The sequence below is a fragment of the Galactobacter sp. genome (assembly GCF_022712295.1).
GTDB lineage: Bacteria > Actinomycetota > Actinomycetes > Actinomycetales > Micrococcaceae > Galactobacter.
Genome location: NZ_JALAGT010000121.1, coordinates 1 through 22,363 on the forward strand (window position 1 = coordinate 1; position 22,363 = coordinate 22,363).

The following is a 22,363-nucleotide window of genomic DNA, read 5'->3' on the forward strand; positions in this document are numbered from 1 at the left end:
GCGGAGATGGGGGTGATGGGGTGGGGAAGGAAGGCTGACTGCAGCTCCTGGTTCCACTCGAAACCACCGGAGGCCACCACCACGTTCTTGGCCCCGATCACGGCCTCGCCGTCGTTGACCGTGATGGCCCAGCCGGTCTCCGTACGCTCGAGTCCGGTGACGCGAGCGCCGGCAGCGACCTCGACCCCACGGTCCAGCGCGGAGAGCAGCAGAGAGGCGGCGAGCGCGCCGCCCATGGTGCGTACACCATCGGCCGCGCGGGAGGCCAGCAGGTCGGGGTCCGGCGCGGCGCCGTTCAGGTTGTCGCGTTCTTCCATGGTCAGCAGCGGGAAGTAGCTTGAGGGCCGCAGGGCCTCACGCAGGCCGGGAACAGCGCCCACGTCCACGGCGGCGTTGTCGAGGCTGCGACCGCCCTGGGTGGATCCGGAGTGTGTCAGCCGGTAGTCGGGCCGAGCCAGCGGGACCAAGTTGACGCGGGAGTGCTCGGTCAGCCAGGTGACGGCGTCGCCGATGCGGTCCACGTACCAGGCCGCGGCTTCCTCGGTCATCTTTGAACCGGTGGCCGCGAGCAAGTAGTCGATGCCCTGCTGCCGGGAGTCCTCGTAGCCTGCTGCCGCGCCGAGGTCTGTGGCCGGGGCCCAGAGCACGCCGCCGCCCACAGCGGTGGTGCCGCCCAGCTGCTGTGCCTTCTCCAGCACCACCACGGTGGAGGTCTCGGCTGCGCGGGTGGCGGCGGTGAGGCCCGCCGCGCCGGAGCCGATGACCAGGACGTCCGTGGTCTGTGGGAGTTCGTTGACGGGTGTGAGGATCATGATGCGGCCTCCTCGGGATGCATGTCGATCAGGATCTTGCCGACGTTTTGGCTGGGATCGCCCAAGGTCGCGAAGGCGGATTCCAGGTCCCGGATCCGGAAGCGGTGTGTCAGCAGGGAGCGCACGGTGTCCTGGTGGCGGGCGATCAGTTCCAGCGCTTGAGGGATCAGCCCCTGGGAGTTACGGGAACCCAGGATGTCCACTTCCTTGAAGGGCACCAGGTTCAGCGGGAAGTTGGTGGGGCGGGTGGAGATGCCCACCTGCACCACGCGGCCGGCGGGGGCCACCGCGCGGATGGCGTTGGTCAGCGAGGACGGGACGCCGGTGGCCTCGATGACCAGCTCGGGTCCATCTGCGGCCCGATCCCCGATGTAACCGGCCAAGGTCTCCGCGGGGAAGTCCTGGGTGGGGTCGATCAGCAGGGTGTGGTCGGCACCGAAACGCTTGGCCAGTTCGAGCCGCCCTGGCAGGGTGTCCGCAGTGACCACGGTGGCGCCGAGATCGTGCAGGGCCAAGGTGGCCAGCAGCCCGATGGGGCCTGCACCGAGCACCAGGACGGTGTCCTCACCCGTGGCGCGGCCGCGGGTCACGGCCTCCAAGGAAATGGCGATGGGTTCTGCGACCGGCGCCAGGTCGCTGGGCAGCGAATCCGGGATCGGATAGAGCCGTTCCTGCGGAACCACCACGTATTCGGCGAAACCGCCGTCTCCGTAGCAGCCCAGCACGGTCAGGTGCGGGCACACGTTGCCGCGGCCGCGTCGGCAGGCCTGGCACTCTCCGCAGGTGTCCAGCGGGTCGATCGCCACGCGCACGCCCTCGGCGAGCGCCTCCCGACTGCCGCTGCCGGGTACCAGTTCGGTGATGGTCCCGGAGAGCTCGTGACCCTGGATCAGCGGCAGTTCGGTGGTGTAGTCGTCCTCCCAGATGTGCAGGTCCGTGCCGCAGAGGGTGACGTGGTCGATCCTCACCAGCGCCTGCCCCGGGCCCGGGACGGGCTTGGGAAGCTCTTCTTCGCGGATGGTCTTCGCTGAGACCGTGCGCATGGCGAACACGACTCAGGCCCCCTGTGCGTCGTCTGCGAGGCGTGCTGCACCGAACTTGGGGGTCCAGGGGCGCACCACGCGCTCCACGAAGCCCAGCTGGGCGAACGGGTCGTTCGCCATGGTCTGTTCAGCGGCGGCGGCATCGACTGCCCGGATGATCAGCAGGGCACCGTCGCGGTGGCCCTCGACGGCGTCGGTGGGGCCGGAGACCACGAGGGTGCCGGAGTCGAAGAGGCCCTGGAGGAATTCGAGGTGCTTGGGGCGGTGCTCGTCGCGACCGGCGTCGGAGTTCTCTGCGTAGACGTAGCTGACGGCGAAGAGGGACATGGTGGTTCTCCTTGAGTTGGTGTTGCTTGAGTTGGTGTTGCTTGGTTGAAGCGACGATTTCGGATGACGCTGTGGGCGGGACTCAGATGCCTTGGGCGGGCTCGACTGCGGCCAGTTCCTTGGCGGCGATGTAGCCGAAGGTCATGGCGGGGCCGATGTTCACGCCACCTGCCGGGTAGAAGCCACCGAAGAGGTTCTTCTGATCCACCCCAACCACATGCACGCCTGGCACCGGCCGGTTCTGCTCATCCAGCAGCCGGGCCTTGGCGTCGGCGCGGAGTCCTCCGAAGGTGCCGAAGGAACCCTGCCGCACGTGCACGGCGTAGAACGGGCCCTTCTGAATGGGTGCCAGCGACGGGTTGGGCTTGTGGTCCGGGTCCCCGCCGTAACGGTTGAAGGGGGTCTCCCCTCGGTGGAACTCAGGGTCGTCACCACGGCGGGCATTGGCGTTGAACTCGGCAACCGTGCGCTTCAGGCCTTCCGCGTCGATGCCGCACTCGGCCGCCAGTTCTTCCAAGGTGTCGGCGCGACGGATGTAGCCGGACCGCAGGAATGGTGCCTTGGGCACAGGCCACGGCATGGCGAAACCGAAGGGGTACATGTGCACCGTGTGGGAGTCTGCGATCTGCCAGGATTCGGCGACCTCGCCGCGAGGTGTGGCGGCGTTGAGCCCGTTGATGTAATCCCAGTAGCCGTTGGCCTCGTTGACGAATCGCTTGCCGTCCCGGGTCACGGAAATGGATCCGGGCTTGGCTCGGTCCATGATGTGGGGGAAGACGCCGGTGCGTCCGGACTTGTACGGGTAGAGCGATACCGGGCACCAGGCGGCGGGCGAAGCGCCAGAGGCGTCGAGCACACCGCCAACGGACCTGCCCAACTCGATCCCGGCGCCGTCAGCCGTGGATGGGGCCAGCGTGTGATGGTCGTCAGCCGTGCGGTTGTGTGGGAAGAGCTCCTGCCGCATGGCCGCGTTGGCGCTGAAGCCGCCCGCGGCGAGCACCACACCGCGACGCGCCCCAAAGCGGACCCGTCCGCGAGGCGTCTCAGCGACGACCCCGACCACACGGCCGTCGGCATCACGGGTGAGTTCGGTGACCTGATGCTCCACCTCGATCCGTACGCCCGCATCGTAGGCGGACTGCATGAGGCGGCCGATCAACGCCACGCCATTGACCAGGTGCTGCCCACGGCCGGTCGTCACCACATCGAAGAGGTGGGTGATGACGCGCTTGGCACTGTGCACCCAGGCGGACGGCTTGAGCTTCGCGGCACCCAGGAAGCCCTGGAGGTCCGGTCCAGCCATGATGCCCATGCCGAGGAAGGAGGTCTCCCAGTACTGCGGGGACATGTTCTTCAGCACGCGCTTGTCCAGCCTGCGCCCGTTGATGGGGCTGGGCCCCACCGAGCGGTGACCGGTGCCGGCGTTGGGCAGGTTGCCGTAGATGTCGCAGATCTTGGTGCCGGGCGTGAATTGCAGCGCGGTCTGGTGTTCGAAGAAGGAGACCATCTCGGGCGCGTTCTCGAGGAAGGCATGGACGCGGTCCTCGTCGTATTCGTCCCCGATCACCGCCTTGATGTAGGCCTTGATGTCCTCGATCGTCTCGATCACGCCGTCGGCCTTGGCGAATTCGCTGCGTGGGGTCCACATCCAGCCGCCGGAACGGGACGTGGCGCCGCCCGCAAGCCTGGCGCGTTCCAGCACCACGACCTTCAAGCCCCGGTGCGCTGCGGTGACAGCGGTGGCGAGCCCGGCCGCACCTGCGCCGATGACCACCACGTCCGCGTCGTTGCTCGTGCCCGACGTCATGGCCTCGACCTGCGTCGGTGACGCGGCCTGGGCGGCCGCCTGGCCCGCTGTGCTGCGGCGCAGCTTCGGGGTGAGCTTCATGGGGCGGGTGGTCCTCTCGTTCTCGAGCGCTGGGCGCATCGGTGCGCCCTCGCCTCAAGCATCGTGGCCCCGATCACGGCCACAATCCAGCACCAGGAGCCATATATTCTTGATTGGTCATCGTTCATGTAGATTGATGCACATAATCATGTGCCGTAGCCTGGCCATCACTCACCCACCTTTCCCTGTACCCCACACCTGGAGGAGGAGCCATGGAGATCCGCTGGTTGGATGCCTTCGTCGCCGTCGCCGAGGAACTGCACTTCGGCCGAGCGGCCGAGCGCCTCCACATGGCACAGTCCCCCCTGAGCCAGGTCATCCGGCGCCTCGAGAAGGAGGTCGGGACGCCGCTCTTCCACCGCAGCACCCGATCGGTGTCCCTCACCGCATCGGGCTCTGCGCTACTCCCCTACGCCTACAGGGCTCTACGCACCCTGAACAACGCCATGGACGCAGCACGCAGCGCCGACGGCGAACCGGCCGGACGGCTGCGTGTGGGTTTCTCCGGCGTCCACAACCACCACACGCTGCCCAAACTCACCCGCGCGCTGCGCCGGGAGTTCCCCAAGGTGGAACTGACCCTCGTGGGCGGAGTGAGAACCTTCGACGGACTACGCATGGTCACTAACGGCGAGCTGGACGCCACCTTCATGGGCATCGTGAACAGCGTGGAGGACCCCCTCCGCGCAAGGCCCATCTCCGTGCAGCGACTCGGCCTGGTGCTGCCAGGGGATCATCCACTGGCAGATCGCGAACGGGTGGCAGTACGGGAATTGCGCAACGAATCCTTCGTCATGGGCCCCGTGGACGGCAATTCCTCCATGACAGTCATGGCTCGCCAGGTCTGCCTCGCCGCAGGCTTCGCACCCGACGTGGCACAGGCCGTGTCCGATCCGTTCCTGGTGCTGTCCATGGTCGCTGCGGGCGTCGGCGTGACCATCGTGTCCTCCGAGGTCATCCCGCTGCTGCCGGAGAACGCGGTCTGGGTGGACCTCGAGGACAGCATCGCCCCCTACGTCCACGGCTTCGCTTACTCGGCCGAGAACGACTCAGTACCCTTGGCCGCCCTGATCCAGGTGCTGGATCGGGTGTTCCCCCTCGAGGCCTTCCCGGTCTTCGCCAGGGAATGAGAAGAGAATCATCATGTGCATCTCATACATAGTCTGAGACTGATTAGGTCCTGGAGTTTTTTCGATGCATGCCCCAAGGTCGTATGTGGCGTCGACCACGAACGGTTGACACGTCTTTTGACCCATTCCCAGCCGGCGGAGCACACAACGGGGTGCTGATCCGGTCCAGCGCAAGGAACACGCATGACCAGTACTAGCCCGTCCTCGGCATTCCCGCGGACCGCAAAACAGAAGAAGAACGCCCGCAACGCGGCGATCTCCGGATTCGTCGGTAGCGCACTCGAGTACTACGACTTCTTCATCTTCGCCACAGCAGCAGCCCTGTATCTGAAGGATCTGTACTTCCCGGAAGCCGGCACCGCAGGCCAGCTCTTCTCCCTAGCGACTATTGGCGTCGCATACGTCACCCGCCCACTCGGAGCGGTGGTCTGGGGACACCTCGGAGACAAGATCGGCCGCAAGAAGGTGCTGCTGATCGTGCTCCTGTTGATGGGTATCTCCACCTTGGTGGTGGGTCTGGTGCCCACCTTTGACCAGATCGGCATCCTGGCACCTATCATCATCGTGCTTCTGCGCCTGGCCCAGGGGCTCTCCGCGGGCGGCGAGTCCCCCGGCTCTGCTTCGCTGTCCATGGAGCACGCTGCACCGGGACACCGCGGGTTCCTCTCCTCCTGGACCATGTCCGGCATCACCTTCGGCATCGTGCTCTCCTCCGCTGTATTCATCCCGCTCCAGCTGCTGCCAGAGGACGCCTTGATGAGCTGGGGCTGGCGCATCCCGTTCCTGCTCTCAGCCATCGTGACCATCGTGGCCCTGATCCTGCGTTCCACCTTGGAGGAGCCAGAGGTGTTCGAGGACACCAAGGCCAACGACCTGGTCGTGAAGGCACCCGCAGTTGAACTGGTCAGGAAGCATTGGAAGCCTCTGGTGCTGGTCACCGGCATGAGCCTGTTCACCATGGTGAACACCATGATCAACGTCTTCACGCTCTCCTACGGCACCGAGGTCTCGGGGATCCCCCGCGGCGAGATGCTCACGTTCGTCTCCGTCGCCAACCTGGTAGCCGTCTTCACCGTCCCGATGTGGGCCGCCCTCTCCGACCGGATCGGCCGTAAGCCGGTGTACATCACCGGTGCCGTGGCCCAGATCGTGTTGATCATCCTCTTCCTGCGGCAGTTGGCCACCGGCAGCCCCGACAACACCGTCATGGTGTGGGTGTTGGGCATCCTGTTGGTCGCAGGCGCCTACTCGATGTCCAACGGCGTCTATCCCGCCTACTTCCCCGAGCAGTTCCCCGCCAACGTGCGTTACTCCGGCATGGCCATCTCCCTGATGATCGGGCTACTGGTGGCCGGCTTCACCCCTGCGATTGCCGAGGCCATCTCCGGAACCGAGCACAACTGGTTCGGCGTTGCCATGTTCGCCAGTGTCTGTGTGGCCATCGCCGGTGTCTGTGCCCTGCTGAGCCCGGAGACGTTCAAGACCCCCACAGCCGAACTCGGGAGGACACGCAAGTGAGTACCACCCTGCGCGTTGCCGTGATCGGTTGCGGCGCCATCGCCGCCAACCACATTGCCGCCTACCGTGGCTGCGACGGGGTCGAGGTGATCGCTTGCTCCGACGTGGACGCCGCTCGAGCCGAGGCCTTCGCCAAGGCCCACGGCATCCCGCAGGGTTTCGGGGACACCGAAGAGCTCTTTGCTCAACGCCCCGATCTGGTCAGCATCTGCACGCCGCATCCCACCCACGCCGCCCTGGTGATTCGCGCAGCGGAACTGGGCATCAACGTGCTGTGTGAGAAGCCGCTGGCCGTGGATCCCGGCATCGCGGAGACCATGGTCTCCGCGTGCCGGGAGGCCGGGGTGGCCTTCGGCGCCATCTATCAGCGCCGTTGGTGGCCCGCAGCCCAGCGGATTCGGGCGGCCCTGGACGAAGGTGCCCTGGGTGCCCCTATGCTGGGCCGTGTTCAGGTGCTGCTGCACCGGGACCCCTCCTACTACTCCGCCACCCCGTGGCGGGGCACCTGGGCGGCGGATGGCGGCGGCGTCCTCATGACCCAGGCCATCCACTACCTCGACCTGCTGCAGTGGTACCTGGGCGACGTGGAGACGGTCTACGCCCAGGCCGACACCTACGTTCACGGCGAGCACATCGAGGTGGAGGACACCCTGACCGCCACCCTGCGCTTCACCTCTGGCGCCATTGCTTCTTTCTCGGCCTCCACCGGCCTGTCGCGCGGTTTGGGCGAGAGCATCGAGATCACCGGCACCTCGGGCGCCACGGTGGGGCTGCTGGAGTACCCGGAAGGGACCGAAGCTCGAACCCACGTCTGGACCGTCGAGGGTCAGGAGAATCTGGACCCGCTCACCGAGCTGGCACCGGAACCGGATCTGGCGAGCATCAACGGCGCCCTGACCCCGTTCCACACCCTGCAGGTGCAGGACATGGTGGCCGCGTTGCGTGAGGGGCGTCAGCCCGCCGTGACCGGCGAGGATGCTCTACGTTCCCTGCGCACGCTCGGGGCTATCTACGCGTCGATGCGTTCGGGGCGGGCCGAACGCGTCGACACCGCCGCCGCCATGGGCGCGGCCGCCGCGGGCCCCACACCAGCCGACACCACGACGTCGGGCATGAACGGAAAGGACGCTGCAAGCACATGAGGAAACTAGGCCTGGCTCATCTGAGTCTTCTGCACCTGGATCCGCCGGAGCTGGTTGACACGGCCGCCCAGGCCGGGTTCGACTTCGTGGGGATCCGTGTTCGTGGGGCAACTCCCACCGAGATCCATCCGGATATGTCCCCCGGATCGTCCGCGTCCAAGGAGACGCTGACCCGGCTGGCGGACACGGGTCTCAAGGTGGCGGACATCGAGTTCCTATCCCTGGACGGCACCGCCGGACCGGAGACGTGGATGCCCATGTTGGAGGCGGGAGCCGCTCTGGGCGCCTCGACGTTGAACCTGGCCGGCCAAGACTCGGACACCGGCCGGCTCACGGAGACCCTTCACCGGCTGGTGGAGGACGCCGAGCAATTCTCGATGGTGCCCGCGTTGGAACCGATCAGTTACAACGCAATCTCGACCGTGGCCCAGGCTGCCGCCATCGCGGGCCCGGCCGGAGCGCACATCATGCTGGATCCGCTGCACGTGGTCCGCGGCGGATCCGCCGCCGACGACATCGACGCCCTGGACCCAGCCATGATCCCGGTGCTGCAATTCTGCGATGGTCCTCGCGTCCTGCCTGAGGACCTCAGCATCAACGCTCCCCTCCCCCGCGGGATGACCGCGGACGGTGGGGCGTTGAAGGTGGAGTCCCGTGCCCTCCGGCTACCGCCCGGCGAAGGTGACTTCCCGCTGGCGGACTTGGTTCGTGCCGTCCCCGCCGACGCGCCCCTCAGTCTGGAGGTGCCCAACGCCGAGTTGGTGGCCTCGCTGGGTTCGCTGGGCTACGCCCGCCGGCTCCACAACGCCACCACCACGCTGCTGCGCGGCCTCGGGGAGCGCACGGCATGAGCGACTCCGTCCTGTTGGGGTTGCTGGGCGAGAACGTCGCCGGTTCGTCGACCCCTCCCATGCATGAGGCCGAGGGCGCACGCCAGGGTATCCCGCTGGTCTATCGCCCGTTGGATCCGTTCACCATGTCGGGCCCAGTAGGCGCCGCCCCGGGCGCAGAACCCGACTGGGCACGGTTCGTCGGCCTCGCTGCGGACCTCGGGTTCACCGGACTCAACGTGACCCACCCTGCCAAGCAGGCCGTGATGCCCGCGCTGGATTCCATGTCCGACGACGCCCGCCTCCTCGGCGCCGTCAACACCGTCCTCTTCGCGGACTCCCACGCGCGCGGCGAGAACACCGACCATCTCGGCTTCACCGACGCCATGAACGCCATCGACGTCCGTGCCGATGCGGGGCCCGTGGTGCAGGTCGGCACCGGCGGGGCCGGGTCCGCCGTGGCCTATGCCTTGTTGAAGGCCGGGGCGCCCCGTTTGCACCTGGTGGACCTGGACGCCTCCCGCGCGCAGGCGCTGGTCGCCAGGCTCTCCGAGGCCTTCGATACCTCACGGATGGTGATCACCGTGCCCGAAGATGTCCCGGCCGTTTTGGCTTCGGCCTCCGGCTTGGTCAACTGCACGCCCGTGGGCATGACCGGCGTCTCCGACGGTTCACCGGTGGACGTGTCCGCCCTCCATCCCGGGCTCTGGGTGGGCGACGCCGTGTACCGGCCGCTGCGCACCACCCTGGTTCGAGCTGCGGAGGACTTGGGGTGCCCCGCGTTCGGCGGAGCGCACATGGTGGTGGGTCAGGCCGTGGCCGCATTTGAACTGTTCACGGGACGTCCCGCCTCACGAGAAGCCATGCACGCGACCTTCGTGGACGGTCTGAACTGATCCACGCTCGTTCTCGCATCTAACGCACCGCTTCGGCGGCGTGAATCCGACAGCAGGGAGATCATCCGAAGTGGAGGGTGAGGCTGTCCGGCGGCGCAGCGCTGAGGTAGCGTCAGTGAACATGTCGAAGCTGTCTGCGCGTGGTGTCCAACTCTCGGCGCTCATCGCTACCGGGTTCCTCACCGTCTGTGTCACGGGATGCTCCGGAGACGAGACTCTCCCGGCGGTCAGCCCCACATCTTCGGAAGCGAGCAGCGCGACAGCTTTGCCTTCCCCCACTCCCCCGGTGGATCGGTCAGCAGTCTTGGAGGGCATGGTGGAAGAAGACTCACTGATGTATACCGGCAATGGTTCCGGTTCCAACGCTGGGACCCGGTTCAGTACCGAGGACGAATCCGTTCATTGCCATGTCGTCGTCGAGCAAGCCGCCTGCGCCGTCGTCCGTCCCCACAGTGTCTGGCCTGCCGATCAGAGGGCCCAACGAGCTGAAGATCAACCAGACACAGCGGACACGTTGGGGTGGAGCCCCGATTTCGGAACTCCCTTGGGTGGCGAACCCAAGCACTGGAAGCGCACTGGTGACTACCCCGCCGTTGGAACCGGGGCAACTTTGTCCAACGACCACAAGCTCTCGGTCGTTACGTCGTGGGAGAACGACGACGAGGTCGTGTGCGGAGCCCACGAGAACAACGTGACCTGTGTGTTCGATGCCCATGGATTCACAGTGGGCCTCGACACCTACGAGACGTGGTAGATCAGACAACATCCCCAAGAATCTGCCCCCGCCCGCAGTCGTAAGGTGGAGGCATGGGTTGCACAACGATATTGGTCGGTAAGGACGCGAGCTACGACGGGTCACCACTGGTGGCTCGCAACGAGGACTCCAGCGCTGGGAACTTCGATCCCAAGAAGGTGATCGTGGTGAAGCCGGAGCACCAACCCACCACGTACACGTCGGTGCTCTCTCACGTGAGCCTCGAGTTGCCGGAGAACCCACTGCGCTACATGGCCATCCCCAATGCGCTGCCGGACGAGGGCATCTGGGGTTGTGCAGGAATCAACGCGGCCAACGTGGCCATGAGCGCCACCGAGACCCTGACCTCCAACCCCCGCGTGCTTGGAGCAGACCCGCTGGTGAGCTTCCGCGCGGAAGTCGGCGAACCCGGGACGGATTCCCACGTCCCCGAACACGTCGGCGGCCTGGGCGAGGAGGATTTCGTCTCCGTGGTCCTGCCCTACATCCACTCCGCCCGCGAGGGCGTGCTGCGGCTGGGCGCGCTGCTGACCGAACACGGCACGTACGAGATGAACGGCATCGCGTTCTCGGACGCCAACGAGATCTGGTGGCTGGAGACCGTGGGAGGACATCACTGGATCGCCAAGCGCGTGCCAGACGATCACTACGTCACCATGCCCAACCAATTGGGCATCGATTCCTTCGACCTGGACGACGCCCTCGCGGAGGGCCGCGAACACCTGTGCAGCCGCGACCTCGCCGACTTCATCGCGGACCACCACCTGGCGTTGGATCTGGCCCCGGCGGAAGCCGGGGACGAGGCCGTCGGGCACAAGGTCTTCAACCCGCGCCTGGCTTTCGGTTCCCACTCGGATTCCGACCACGTCTACAACACACCACGCGCCTGGTACATGCAGCGCACGCTGAACCCGCATGCCGAGGCGTGGGACTCCGCGGAGGGGCTGCGTCCGGACGCGGACGACATCCCCTGGTCCCGCCGCCCGGAACGCAAACTGAGCATCGAGGACGTCAAAGACGTGCTCAGCTCCCACTTCCAGGGCACCGTGTATGACCCGTATTCCTCCCGCGGAACGGATTCCGAGCGTTCGCGTTTCCGGCCCATCGGTATCAATCGGCACAACGTCCTGGCGATCCTGCAGGTGCGCCCCTACATCCCCGAGGAATACCGCTCGCTGCAGTGGGTCGCCTATGCATCCAACCCGTTCAACACCCTGGTGCCCCTGTACACCAATGTGGGCTCCGTGCCGGATTATCTGGGATCGACGGGTGCCAAGGTGAGCACGGACAGTCTCTACTGGTCCTCGCGCATCATCGCGGCCCTAGCGGATGCGCACTTCAATGAGATCATCCCGACGATCGAGCGCTACCAGCAGGCCACGCTCGCCACCGGTCACCGGGCGGTGCTGGAGGCCGACTCGGAGGCCGCTGACGTGGCAGCATCCGCCGTGGTGCAGGTATTGGAGGCCGCCAACGAGGCTCAAGCCGAACGCGTCCGGGCGGCCACGGACGACCTCCTGGGCACGGTGCTGCACCTGGCGAGCAACAACATGCGCAACGGTTTCAGCCGCTCCGACAACTGAGCGGCGCGGCCCGCCGGCCACAGCTACGGAAGAAAACCACAGCTACGGTGCCCAGATGTCACTGGGCACCGTAGCTGTGGCTTTCTACCGTTATCGAGTCCTGAGCTCAGGCGTCCGTGGCCACGATCTCCGAGATCGCCACCACTGTGGCCAACTGTTTTGGTCCAAGTTCGTCGATGCACAGGGCCAGCGGCACCATGGCATCGTCGACCTCCAGCTGCACCGGGTACTGGTGCGTGAGCATGGCCAGCAGGGAACGCACCGACACTGTGGCGTCCTGCAAACCCAGCCCGGTGTCCCAACCGATGAACACCTCGGTCGGTGCCTCCTCTCGGGCCGGGTCGTAGGATACCGCGAAGGCCAGGATGCGCCCGCCCTCGGCCTTGGGCTTGTCCCGCAAGACCACCGCGCCCTTGGCGCCGGTGTGATCACCGAGCAGCATGGTCTGGGCCAAGCCGATCGTCATAGTGGCCGGATCCCAGCCGTGGGTGTCGTTGTAGAACTCGGCAGCCAGCTTGGACAGTTCCACCGACCCCGTGGCGGCTTCCTCCAGGATCAGCAGCCCCTCCTCCATGGCTGGTGCCGGGATGACGCCCGGCTCCACGACCACCAGGCGGGATCGCTGGATGTTCTTGAACCCCGCAGCCTCCAGGAAACCGGCCGCCCCGTCAGCATCCGGGTTCTCCCCGGCAGCGCCCACGGTGTAGCGGGACTTCAGCGCGGCGCCGTCGGGCAGCTCCAGACGCAGCAGCCGCAGTAGCTCCGTCGCGATCCCCCGCCGACGCAAACCTGAGGCCACCTCCGCGTAGAACCAATAGCGCTGCGGGTGCAGGGACGAGGAATACACCACGGCCGCCGCCACCGGCACCCCGGAGTCCTCCGCAACGATGCAGCGGGAGAACGGGGTGTCGGAGGAGGCACGCAGCATGGTGCGGTCCTCGTGGGCCTGCGGCGTGCGCGGGCCGTCCCAGACCTGCAGCAGGGCGAGGTCGTCGCCCTCGGCCCAGGCCCTGAAGGTGATCCCGGACAGCGACGAACTCATGCGGCTCCCAGCAAGCGCCCGGCCAGGTATGCCTCGATGGAATCCAGCGGCACGCGCTCCTGGCTCATGGTGTCCCGCTCACGCACGGTCACGGCGTTGTCATCCAGGGAATCGAAGTCCACGGTGATGCAGAACGGGGTACCGATCTCGTCCTGGCGGCGGTAGCGGCGGCCGATGGCGCCGGCGTCGTCGAAGTCCACGTTCCAGTGCGCGCCCAGCGTCTCCGCGAGCTGGCGTGCCAGCGGGGAGAGCTTCTCGTTGCGCGACAGCGGCAGCACGGCAGCCTTCACCGGCGCAAGACGCGGATCCAGCTTCAGCACGGTGCGCACGTCCACGCCGCCCTTGGAGTTGGGGGCCTCGTCCTCGGTGTAGGCCTCCACCAGGAAGGCCATCATGGAACGGGTCAGTCCGAAGGACGGCTCGATCACGTACGGAACGTAGCGTTCGCCGGCTGCCTGGTCGAAGTAGGACAGGTCCTGCTTGGAGTGCTCGATGTGGTTCTTCAGGTCGAAGTCGGTACGGTTCGCGACGCCCATGAGCTCGCCCCAACCGTCACCGGAGAACCCGAACTGGTACTCGATGTCGATGGTGCGATCCGAGTAGTGGGCGCGCTCGCCGTCCGGCACGTCGAAGCGGCGAAGGTGCTCCTCGGACAAGCCCAGGTCCAGGAACCAGTTCCAGCAGTCCTCGACCCACGTGTTGAAGGAGCCGGGGGCCTCCTCCGGCTTGACGAAGTACTCGATCTCCATCTGCTCGAACTCACGCGTGCGGAAGATGAAGTTGCCTGGCGTGATCTCGTTGCGGAAGGCCTTGCCGACCTGGCCGATACCGAACGGCGGCTTCTTGCGGGAGGTGGTGACCACGTTGGCGAAGTTCACGAAGATGCCCTGTGCTGTCTCCGGGCGCAGGTAGTGCTTGCCCGACTCGTCGTCCACGGCGCCAAGGTAGGTCTTCAACAGGCCGGAGAAGTTCTGCGGCTCGGTCCACTGACCGCGGGTTCCGCAATCGGGGCAGACGATGTCGTCCATGCCGTTCTCCGGAGCACGGCACTTCTTCTCCTCGAAGGCCTCCAGCAGGTGGTCCTGACGGTGACGCTTGTGGCACTGCAGGCACTCCACCAGCGGGTCGGTGAAGGTGGCGACGTGACCGGAGGCCTCCCACACGGGCGTGGGGAGGATGACGGAGGAGTCAAGGCCCACCATGTCGGCGCGGGAGCGCACGAAGCGCTGCCACCACTGCCGCTTGATGTTCTCCTTCAGCTCCACTCCGAGTGGTCCGTAGTCCCACGCGGAGCGCGAACCGCCGTAGATCTCACCGGCCTGGAACACGAAGCCGCGGCGCTTGGCCAGGGAGATGACCTTGTCGAGGGTGGTCTGAGCTGCCATGTGGTGGATTCCCTCCAGGGGACGGGTCGGCGGGCCGCCGGCTGCGGTCCGCGCACATTGGCCCCCATTCTACCGGTCACGTCCAATGCCCGACGGCGGTGCTCGCCGTGGCGAGCGGGCCTCGCCCCGCGCCGTCGGCCACCCCGTCCTGCTGGCAGTATCCGGAAATGCGAGCACGTTCCGCGCTCGCATTTCCGGATACTGCCATCACTTGCGGCGGCGCAAGCTCCCGTCGGTGGGGATCGACGCGAGCGAAACGGCCACGATCGCCAGGAGGGATCCGAGCACCGTAGCCAAGGCGACGTGGGCGCCTGGGGCCGGCACCACAACGTCGAGCACGAGTGAACCGATCAGCTGCCCTGCGATCATGCCGAGGCTGGTCAGCAGGACGCCCAAGTGCTTGGAAAGGTAGGCGGAGAGGGAAATGAAGATGACTCCGCAAGCGCCGCCGACGTAGAAGAGCGGCTGGGTCGGCAGGGGTTCGGGCGCACCGGCCACGCCCAGTTTGATCAGGAACGCGACGCCCAGGATCAGGGTCCCTGCCACGAAATTGAACACCGTCGCTGGGATGAACGTGCCGTAGTAGTGGGTCTGTCGCCCGTTCATCGCGGTCTGGAAGCCGTTGAGGATACCGGCGGAGAACGGCAACAACATGGGCAGGATCAGCGCCCACGGGTCCTCCAATGCGCCACCCAGCTTCGGGGACACGGCCCACCCCACGGCCACGAGCGTCAGCAGCGTGCCGAGGATCCGGAGTCCGGTGATGGGGCGTTTCCCGCCAGGGCCGAATCCGGTCCCGTCCACCACGATCGAGCCGATGGACTGACCCGTGACATTGGCGATCGTGAAAACCGCCACACCGAGCACACCCGCCACGATGCCCTGAGCCAGGACGAAATACGCGCCGATCGCGCCGGCCAGCATGTACCAGACCGGGAACGCTCTGGAGCGGAGGGCCTGCGGGATCTGTTTCATGGACCGCCTGCCCACGGGGAAGATCACCGCGATCAGGCCGATGAGGACCAGGCCGGTTGAGAAGCTGACCAGTGCAGCGGCGAGGCCGTCATCCAGCGAGGCGCCGAGTTCCGAGTTCACCCGGCTCTGCACAGGGATGGCCAGGCCGGCCACCGCCGCGAGCAGCAATCCGAGAGGAAGCGGTATGGAGGGGCCCGAGGAGGGTTGTTTGAGTGAGGGTGCGTCAGACATCGAATGACCAACCTACGCCTGTGCACACCGTTCAGGCCGACTCGTTACACTACAACGCATGCCAGAGTTCGATTCCGCTGCAACCGCATCCGCCGAGTCCGTCCTGCTCAGTGAGGACGGCATCCGCCTGGGCCAGCTGCTCAAACTGGTCAACGCCGTCGAGGACGGCCAGGAAGCCAAGGCCGTGATCTCGCAAGGCCTGGTCAGCGTCAACGGCGAGGAAGAAACCCGCCGCGGGCGCCAGCTGCACGCAGGTGACGTGATCGCCCTCGGAGACGCAGCCTGGCGCATCGACGTGGACGGCTGATCACACCGCGCGCTCTCACGCTCACCCGTGCCCGTGCCCGTGCCCGCGCCCAGACATTCCGTCACAGCCGCACACGTTCTGCGTGGTGCGGTGACGGAAAGACTGGGCCAAGAAGGCAGTCAGATCTGCACGCCAAGCACCTCGTGGTCCAGGAACTCCGCGATGTGCCGGATCTCCTGGGTCCCGATCCCGTGGCCGATCCCCTCGTAGTTCACCTTGGTGAGCTTGGTGTTGGCCCTCGCCCACCGGTTGGTGTACTCCACCTTGTCGGTCGCAATGACGGGGTCCTGCGGGTCGCGGCCCCAGAACATGGGCTTGCGCACGTCTCCCAGCCCGTCCTCATCGGTGTCCTCGAAGAAGTTGTGCTCCGGATCCAGCCCGGGATCGAAGGCGAAGCCTGAACAGCCCACCACGGCATCCACCAGGTCGGGGCGGTGCCGGTAGATGGAGGTGGCGACCGCCATGCCCTGGGAGAAGCCCATCAGCACCACCTTGGTGTGTGTGCGACGTCGGTGCTCCAACCGTTCAACGAGCACATCCACCACCTCCTTGACCTGCTCCAAGGAGAAGTCGGCGCCGGCCACCATCGGGAACCAGGCGTAGCCGGGCCCCTGAGTCAGCGGCGCGCGCACCGAGACCACGGTGAAATCCTGCGGGAGCATCTCCGCCACCGGTAGTAGGTCCAACTCATCCGCACCGTATCCGTGCAGAAGCACCAGAAGCGGCGACGAATCAGCGTCGACTCCTGCTGGGGTGTTGACGACGGCGTAGGGTTCCCAGGTCTCACTCATGGCTTCATCCTGCCATCCGGGACCTCGGCACGGCAGTGGCACGCCCGGAGCAGTCCCCCGCGTCACCGCGCACCAGCCAGCGGCCCCACTCCCCTCCCTCGACGCCCCGGACTGGCCTTACGTCGATTCATTCGCTCGACTTCGCGGCGTGGGGGATGCATGGACGCCTTCTACCAAGCCACGGTGGAGGGCCGCGACGGGTGCGTCTCCCACGCGCGCTGAGGCGCCGCGCACACGGTAAGGGATGATCATTCGGGCGTCACGGGCCGGAAGACTAACCGATGAGTAACTTCAGTGGCACCATGGAATGCGTGAGTGAGAACGAGAACGCGGCTACACCCCCGTGGCGACGCATGGTCAGCATCGGCGATTCCTTCACGGAGGGCATCGGCGATCCCGATGAAAATGTTCCAGGAGGATTCCGCGGGTGGGCGGATCGCGTCGCTGAGCACTTCGCCGAACAGGTCCCCGACTTCGCCTACGCGAACCTCGCCATTCGCGGTCGACTAATCCAGCAGATCGACGACGAACAGATCGAGCCGGCACTGGCACTGAACCCCGATCTCATCACGCTCTGCGCCGGCGGCAACGACGTGTTGCGCGGTGGGGATCCGGACAAGCTCGCCGGGCAGTTGGACCGGATGGTGTCCCGGTTGGAGACCACCGGGGCCACGATCGTGTTGTTCGCCGGCCCGGATATCGGGGACACCCCGGTCATGAAGCTGCTGCGCGGGCGCGTGGCGATCTTCAACGAGAACGTGCGCACGGTCGCCAGACGTCACGGTGCCGTGGTCGCGGACGTCTGGTCGCTGCGCGAGTTGCATCGCCCGGACATGTGGGCCGAGGACCGTCTGCACTTCTCCGCGTTGGGCCACCACACCATCGCGCGGCTGGTCCTGGAATCCCTCAACGTCAGCAACGATCTGGACCGTGATCTACCCGCCCCGCCCGTGACCAAGCCGTGGCGGCAGGCCCGTGCGGATGACCTGCACTGGGCCAGGGAGCACCTGGTGCCCTGGTTCGGGCGGCGCATCAAGCACGTATCCTCCGGCGACGGAGTCACCGCGAAACGACCGCTGCCTTCCCCCGTCTTCGGCGCGGCCAACGGGCCCCACGACGGGCAGCCTCAGGACTGAGTAGCTGGACGGATCCACCGCGGTGCGCTCCGACGTGACTCGCACGACTCAGCTGACCACCTCGAGCGGTCCCTCCTCGGTCGTCGGTGGTTCGAAGCGCCCGAAGTACTCCGTCGCGGTCCGCACCGTGAGCGGCCAATCGTCCGCCCTCCTGCCATGTCGATCACCGACCCGGCTGAGGATGGTCTCAAGACTCGTCGCGATGTACACGGTTTGCGGCTCGATGCCCTGTGGTGCGAGCAGTGTGCGGTACTCATCGCGCTGGCGCCGGAACCAGAATCCGAAGTCGAGCACCACATCGTTCCCCGCCGCGACATGGCGGAGCAAGCGGGCTTTCAGGTCCGCTGCCACCTCGGCGACCAGGTCGGCGGAGGGCATCGTCGTGATTCCGCGCTCCCAGAACTCCACCTCGAACGACAAACGCGTCCAACCCGCGCCCTCCAAGCGCTTGGCATAGGTGGTCTTGCCGGCGCCGGCCGGCCCGCACATCATCACAACGCGGGGTTCTCGAGTCCTGCTGATCGTCACCGGGCCAAGGCTACGCTCCGTCACCGACGTCGAGGCGTACAGCGCTCCGCTCATCGCCGATCTGAATCACCTCGGGCTAGATCACCACGGCCTAGGAGTAGATCTTGGCGTAGATCGCCTCGATCTCCTCGGCGCTGGGCACTCTGGGATTGTTGGCGGGCGACCCCGAGGCGATGGCCTGCTGCGCCATCAGCGGGATCTTGGCGAACCACTCGTCTCGATCGATGCCGAAAGATTCCGGGGTCGGGACGTCGAAGTCCGCGCTGACCTGCTTGAGGAAGTCCACCAGGAGCCGAGCGGCGTCCGCGTCGGTCTCCGACGCCCCGGCGACGCCGAGCGCCCGAGCGCAAGCCGCGTAGCGGTCGTCGTCCATTCCCAACGAGAATTCCGTGACCGCCGGGAAGAGCATCGCGTTGGCCATGCCGTGGGCCACGTGGAAGTGGCCTCCGATGGGTCGGCTCATCGCGTGGACCAGGGCAACGCTGGAGTTGGAGAAGGCGATCCCGGCAAAGGTGGCGGCCTCCATCATGGCCGCCCGCGCCTCGACGTCCGTCCCATTCTCCACGCAGCGACGCAGGCTCGTCCCGATGGTGGCCAGCGCCTGCAGGGCCATCGCATCCGAGAACCCCTGGCGTTGTTTGCTCACGTAGGCCTCGACCGCATGGGTCATGGCGTCGATTCCGGTGTCCGCCGTCAGCCGCCGCGGCATCGAGTGTGTGAGTTCGTGGTCCACCACCGCGGCCTTGGGCAGGTAGGAGGGGCCTGCACACATCATCTTCTCGTCGGTTTCGGTGTCGGTGATGACGGTGACCTGAGTGGCCTCGGATCCGGTTCCGGCAGTGGTGGGGACCGCGATGACGGGCAGTGCGGGGCCGTCGTACTTCACGGGTGCCTTGAGATCGTGCATGGAGCCGCCACGCACGGACAGAACGGCGAGCGCCTTGGCCGTGTCGATGGGGCTGCCGCCGCCCAGTCCGATGACGGCGTCGGCGTCGTGGTCCTTGACAGCGGCGACGCCTGCATCGAGGGATACCGAGGTGGGGTCAGGGACGGTGCCCGAGAAGACCTCGGCGGCCAGGCCGGCCGAGGCCAGGATGTCCTTGACCCGATCGGCCACGCCGTTGCCCGCAAGGAAGCCGTCCGTGACGACGAGCGGGCGGGAGGCCCCGAGGCCGCTGACCACCTCACCGATGGAGTCGAGCGAGCCTCCGCCGATGACGAGGCGAGGTGGGACGGACACGGAGTAGGTCACGACGGTTCCTTTCACTGTTCCCCTACAAGCGTTGTTCGGGGCTACAACCCACCTTGCCTCATGTGGGCCCGATCACGCCAGGAAGCGGGCGTGCCTCAGTGGAACACCTCGTCACGCAGCTGCTGCTCCAACAGGTGTGCAGAGGTCAGGAAACCGTCATGGCCGATCTCGGAATGGATGTAGTGCACGGCCACGTCACCGGGCAGTGCCGCCGCCATCCGTTCGGACTGTTCGGGGAAGTAGAGCCGATCGGAATCCACGCAGGCGATGAAGAACTTCACAGCGGTCAGCTGGCCAAGCGCGGCCTCCACTCCCCCACGCCCGCGGCCCACGTCGTGGCTCATGAGTGCCTCGGCGATGGTCAGATACGCGTTGGCGTCGAAGCGTCCCGAGAGCTTGTTGGCCTGGTGATCCAAGTAGGACTCCACCGCATAACGCCCCCGCCCGTCGCGGGAGTTGGACCCGAAGGGGTCCTCGTCGCCTTGCGGGTCTCGGCCGAAGCGCATGCCCAGTTCCGCCTCGGAGCGGTAGGAGAGATGGGCGATCCTGCGCGCGATACCCAACCCCTGAACGGGGCCGGCGCCGTGGCCGTAGTAGTCACCGCCGCGGAACTCCGGATCCAGCCGGATGGCCGCGGTCTGCGCCTGGGTGAAGGCGATCTGCTCCGCCGTGGTGGCCGCGCAGGAGGCCATGACGATGCAGTGGCGCACGGCGTCCGGCCGCATGGCGGCCCACTCGAGGGCACGGGCACCACCCATGGAACCGCCCACCACCGCGTGCCAGGCCGTGATCCCCAACTCGGGCAGCAGCGCTTGCTCTGCGGCGACCATGTCGCGGACGGTGACGAACGGGAACCGCGAACCCCACGGGTCGCCGTCGGGCGCCACCGAAGCCGGACCGGTACTTCCGCAGCAGCCACCCAGCGCCGCAGGCGCCACCACGAACCAATCGGCCGGGTCGATGACCTTGCCCGGCCCCACGAGTTCGCGCCACCAACCATCGGTGTCCGACGGTCCGTCACCCACATGCGGATCGCCCGTGAGCGCGTGCAGGACCAGCACGGCATTGCTGCCGTCAGCATTGGGCTCACCCCACGTCTGGAAACCGAGGGTCACCTCAGGGAGATGACCGCCGGTTTCCAAATCCAGGCCGCCAATGACGATCTGCCGCGGCGTCCCGTCAGCGGAAGCCGTGGCCTGGCCAGGCACAGCGCTCGTGTCAGTGCTCAAGAGTTCGTGGACTCCTCTGAAGTCTTTGCAGCGTAGGCGGAGAAGCCCTTCTCCAGGTCGCTGACGATGTCGTCGATGTGCTCAATTCCGACCGCCAGACGCACCAGCCCCGGCTGCACGCCTGCGGCATACTTCTCCGCCTCCGAGAGCTGAGCATGCGTGGTGGTCCACGGGTGAACCACCAGGGAACGGACGTCACCGATGTTGGCCAGAAGCGAATGCAGTTCCAGCGCGTTCACGAAGGCGGCCGCAGCATCGGCGCCGCCATCCAACGTGAACGCGATGACAGCTCCGATGCCCTTGGGGCCGTACTTGCGGCCACGCTCGTACCAGGGGCTGGACTCCAGGCCCGCGTAGGCCACGGAGGAGACCTGAGGCTTGGCCTCGAGATACTTGGCCACGGCGAGGGCGTTGGAAACGTGCCGCTCGATGCGCAGCGACAGCGTCTCGATGCCCTGGCTGATCAGGAAGGCGTTGAACGGGGACACGGAGGAACCCAGATCACGGAGCAATTGCACACGAGCCTTGAGGATGTAGGCCAGATTGGCGCCGAGCGGGGATCCGACGCCAAGGTCGCGCGCATAGACCAACCCGTTGTAGGACTCGTCCGGGGTGTTGAATCCGGGGAACTTCTCCGGGTCCTTGGCGTAATCGAAGTTGCCGGAATCCACGATCACGCCGGCAATCGCCGTGCCATGGCCTCCCAGGTACTTGGTGGCGGAATGGACCACAACATCCGCACCCCACTCGATGGGGCGGATCAGGTACGGGGTGGCCAGGGTGTTGTCCACGATCAGCGGGATACCCGACTCGTGGGCCACGGTCGCGACGCCCTCGACGTCCAGGATGTCCTGGCGTGGATTGGAGACCACCTCGCCGAAGAGCGCCTTGGTGTTGGGGCGGATGGCGGCTCGCCACTGCTCCAGATCGTCGGGGTCCTCCACGAAGCTGACCTCGAGACCGTACTTGGTCAGCGTGTTCTTCAGCAGGTTCTGCGTGCCGCCGTACAGCGACGGGGAGGCAACGATGTGGTCGCCGGCCTCCGCGACGTTGAGCAGCGCGAACGTGGTCGCAGCCTGCCCGGAGGCCAGCAGCAGGGCGCCCACGCCGCCCTCCAGGTCAGCGATCCGGTTCTCCACCACCTCCGTGGTGGGGTTGGTGATGCGGGTATAGATGGGGCCGAGGTCGCTCAAGGCGAAGCGATTGGCGGCCTGATCCGTGTCGTCGAACACGAAGGACGTGGTCTGGTAGATCGGCAGCGCCCGGGCGCCGGTGGTGGGATCGGGGACCTGGCCCGCGTGGATCTGTCTGGTCTCGAACTTCTGGTCACTCTGGTCACTCATGGACAGCTCTGTCTTTCTGTTCATGGGGCAGCTGCCCTGTTCCCTTCGCCGCCGGGCGCCCACATGGGTTTCGCCTGCGGAGGGCTCAGGTGCGTGCTCCCGCGCTTGCTCCATGCGAGGATCCGCACAGAACCAGGTCTTCACCCGGGGCACCCCGCCGCGGAGGGAGGGTTGCCGGCCAGCAAGCCGGGGCTCGATGCTGGCACTCATGACCTAGATCC

At 66.5% G+C, this 22,363-nt stretch carries 21 protein-coding genes and 1 riboswitch; of the genes, 9 read left to right on the forward strand and 12 right to left on the reverse strand.

Going from position 1 to position 22,363, the window contains the following annotated elements; all coding sequences use genetic code 11:
* The 4 genes from Q0A15_RS09195 to Q0A15_RS09210 form a co-directional block, all read right to left on the reverse strand.
* The coding region (locus Q0A15_RS09195; protein ID WP_291279229.1) for an FAD-dependent oxidoreductase at positions 1–812 on the reverse strand (812 nt) is incomplete at its 3' end.
* Positions 809–1,855, reverse strand: a complete 1,047-nt coding sequence (locus tag Q0A15_RS09200; RefSeq protein WP_291279256.1) for an alcohol dehydrogenase catalytic domain-containing protein — start codon at positions 1,853–1,855, stop codon at positions 809–811. The genes Q0A15_RS09195 and Q0A15_RS09200, both read right to left, overlap by 4 nt.
* Positions 1,856–1,867: 12 nt before the next feature.
* Positions 1,868–2,182 (reverse strand): YciI family protein, encoded by a 315-nt coding sequence (locus Q0A15_RS09205; RefSeq protein ID WP_291279230.1) that lies wholly within the window; start codon positions 2,180–2,182, stop codon positions 1,868–1,870.
* An 82-nt stretch (positions 2,183–2,264) separates the two neighbouring features.
* On the reverse strand, positions 2,265–4,070 hold the full coding sequence (locus Q0A15_RS09210) for an FAD-dependent oxidoreductase (protein ID WP_291279231.1): 1,806 nt from the start codon (positions 4,068–4,070) through the stop codon (positions 2,265–2,267).
* A gap of 212 nt (positions 4,071–4,282) precedes the next feature.
* Here Q0A15_RS09210 and Q0A15_RS09215 point away from each other — a divergent pair, with 212 nt between their 5' ends.
* The 7 genes from Q0A15_RS09215 (at position 4,283) to Q0A15_RS09245 (ending at position 11,923) form a co-directional block, all read left to right on the forward strand.
* Positions 4,283–5,200: a LysR substrate-binding domain-containing protein gene (locus Q0A15_RS09215; RefSeq protein WP_291279232.1), complete on the forward strand. Its 918-nt coding sequence runs from the start codon at positions 4,283–4,285 to the stop codon at positions 5,198–5,200.
* 183 nt (positions 5,201–5,383) lie between these two features.
* Positions 5,384–6,718: an MFS transporter gene (locus Q0A15_RS09220; protein WP_291279233.1), complete on the forward strand. Its 1,335-nt coding sequence runs from the start codon at positions 5,384–5,386 to the stop codon at positions 6,716–6,718.
* Complete coding sequence (locus Q0A15_RS09225; RefSeq protein ID WP_291279234.1) at positions 6,715–7,860, forward strand: Gfo/Idh/MocA family oxidoreductase; 1,146 nt, start codon at positions 6,715–6,717, stop codon at positions 7,858–7,860. Before Q0A15_RS09220 ends, Q0A15_RS09225 begins: the two co-directional genes overlap by 4 nt.
* Positions 7,857–8,711 (forward strand): TIM barrel protein, encoded by an 855-nt coding sequence (locus Q0A15_RS09230; protein ID WP_291279235.1) that lies wholly within the window; start codon positions 7,857–7,859, stop codon positions 8,709–8,711. Before Q0A15_RS09225 ends, Q0A15_RS09230 begins: the two co-directional genes overlap by 4 nt.
* A complete protein-coding gene (locus tag Q0A15_RS09235; RefSeq protein ID WP_291279236.1) occupies positions 8,708–9,586 on the forward strand; it encodes a shikimate dehydrogenase in 879 nt (292 codons plus the stop codon). The genes Q0A15_RS09230 and Q0A15_RS09235 overlap by 4 nt, the downstream gene beginning before the upstream one ends.
* 544 nt (positions 9,587–10,130) lie before the next feature.
* A complete protein-coding gene (locus tag Q0A15_RS09240; RefSeq protein WP_291279237.1) occupies positions 10,131–10,340 on the forward strand; it encodes a hypothetical protein in 210 nt (69 codons plus the stop codon).
* A gap of 53 nt (positions 10,341–10,393) precedes the next feature.
* Positions 10,394–11,923 (forward strand): C69 family dipeptidase, encoded by a 1,530-nt coding sequence (locus tag Q0A15_RS09245; RefSeq protein ID WP_291279238.1) that lies wholly within the window; start codon positions 10,394–10,396, stop codon positions 11,921–11,923.
* Positions 11,924–12,029: 106 nt separating this feature from the next.
* Here the strand turns inward: Q0A15_RS09245 and Q0A15_RS09250 are convergent, their stop codons facing one another.
* The 3 genes from Q0A15_RS09250 to Q0A15_RS09260 form a co-directional block, all read right to left on the reverse strand.
* On the reverse strand, positions 12,030–12,965 hold the full coding sequence (locus Q0A15_RS09250) for a GNAT family N-acetyltransferase (RefSeq protein ID WP_291279239.1): 936 nt from the start codon (positions 12,963–12,965) through the stop codon (positions 12,030–12,032).
* Positions 12,962–14,350, reverse strand: coding sequence for a glycine--tRNA ligase (locus Q0A15_RS09255; protein ID WP_291279240.1), 1,389 nt, complete (start codon positions 14,348–14,350; stop codon positions 12,962–12,964). The genes Q0A15_RS09250 and Q0A15_RS09255 overlap by 4 nt, the downstream gene beginning before the upstream one ends.
* Before the next feature lie 207 nt (positions 14,351–14,557).
* Complete coding sequence (locus Q0A15_RS09260) at positions 14,558–15,556, reverse strand: DMT family transporter (protein WP_291279241.1); 999 nt, start codon at positions 15,554–15,556, stop codon at positions 14,558–14,560.
* A gap of 58 nt (positions 15,557–15,614) precedes the next feature.
* On the opposite strand from Q0A15_RS09260, the gene Q0A15_RS09265 reads away from it, so the two are divergent.
* Complete coding sequence (locus Q0A15_RS09265) at positions 15,615–15,863, forward strand: RNA-binding S4 domain-containing protein (protein ID WP_291279242.1); 249 nt, start codon at positions 15,615–15,617, stop codon at positions 15,861–15,863.
* Positions 15,864–15,982: 119 nt separating this feature from the next.
* Here Q0A15_RS09265 and Q0A15_RS09270 read toward each other — a convergent pair whose 3' ends face one another.
* Positions 15,983–16,654, reverse strand: a complete 672-nt coding sequence (locus Q0A15_RS09270; protein WP_291279243.1) for an alpha/beta fold hydrolase — start codon at positions 16,652–16,654, stop codon at positions 15,983–15,985.
* Positions 16,655–16,956: 302 nt separating this feature from the next.
* Between Q0A15_RS09270 and Q0A15_RS09275 the strand changes: the two genes are divergently transcribed.
* Entirely contained in the window at positions 16,957–17,790 is an 834-nt protein-coding gene (locus Q0A15_RS09275) for an SGNH/GDSL hydrolase family protein (protein ID WP_367273379.1), read from the forward strand.
* Positions 17,791–17,838: 48 nt separating this feature from the next.
* Here the strand turns inward: Q0A15_RS09275 and Q0A15_RS09280 are convergent, their stop codons facing one another.
* From Q0A15_RS09280 to Q0A15_RS09295, 4 genes are all read right to left on the reverse strand, one after another.
* Positions 17,839–18,372: an ATP-binding protein gene (locus tag Q0A15_RS09280; protein WP_291279245.1), complete on the reverse strand. Its 534-nt coding sequence runs from the start codon at positions 18,370–18,372 to the stop codon at positions 17,839–17,841.
* Between the two features lie 37 nt (positions 18,373–18,409).
* Positions 18,410–19,570, reverse strand: a complete 1,161-nt coding sequence (locus Q0A15_RS09285; protein WP_291279246.1) for an iron-containing alcohol dehydrogenase — start codon at positions 19,568–19,570, stop codon at positions 18,410–18,412.
* Between the two features lie 95 nt (positions 19,571–19,665).
* A complete protein-coding gene (locus Q0A15_RS09290; protein WP_291279257.1) occupies positions 19,666–20,778 on the reverse strand; it encodes a homoserine O-acetyltransferase in 1,113 nt (370 codons plus the stop codon).
* A gap of 17 nt (positions 20,779–20,795) precedes the next feature.
* On the reverse strand, positions 20,796–22,142 hold the full coding sequence (locus tag Q0A15_RS09295; RefSeq protein ID WP_291279247.1) for a bifunctional o-acetylhomoserine/o-acetylserine sulfhydrylase: 1,347 nt from the start codon (positions 22,140–22,142) through the stop codon (positions 20,796–20,798).
* Positions 22,143–22,238: 96 nt separating this feature from the next.
* Positions 22,239–22,356: riboswitch (SAM riboswitch) on the reverse strand.
* Positions 22,357–22,363 lie beyond the last annotated feature (7 nt).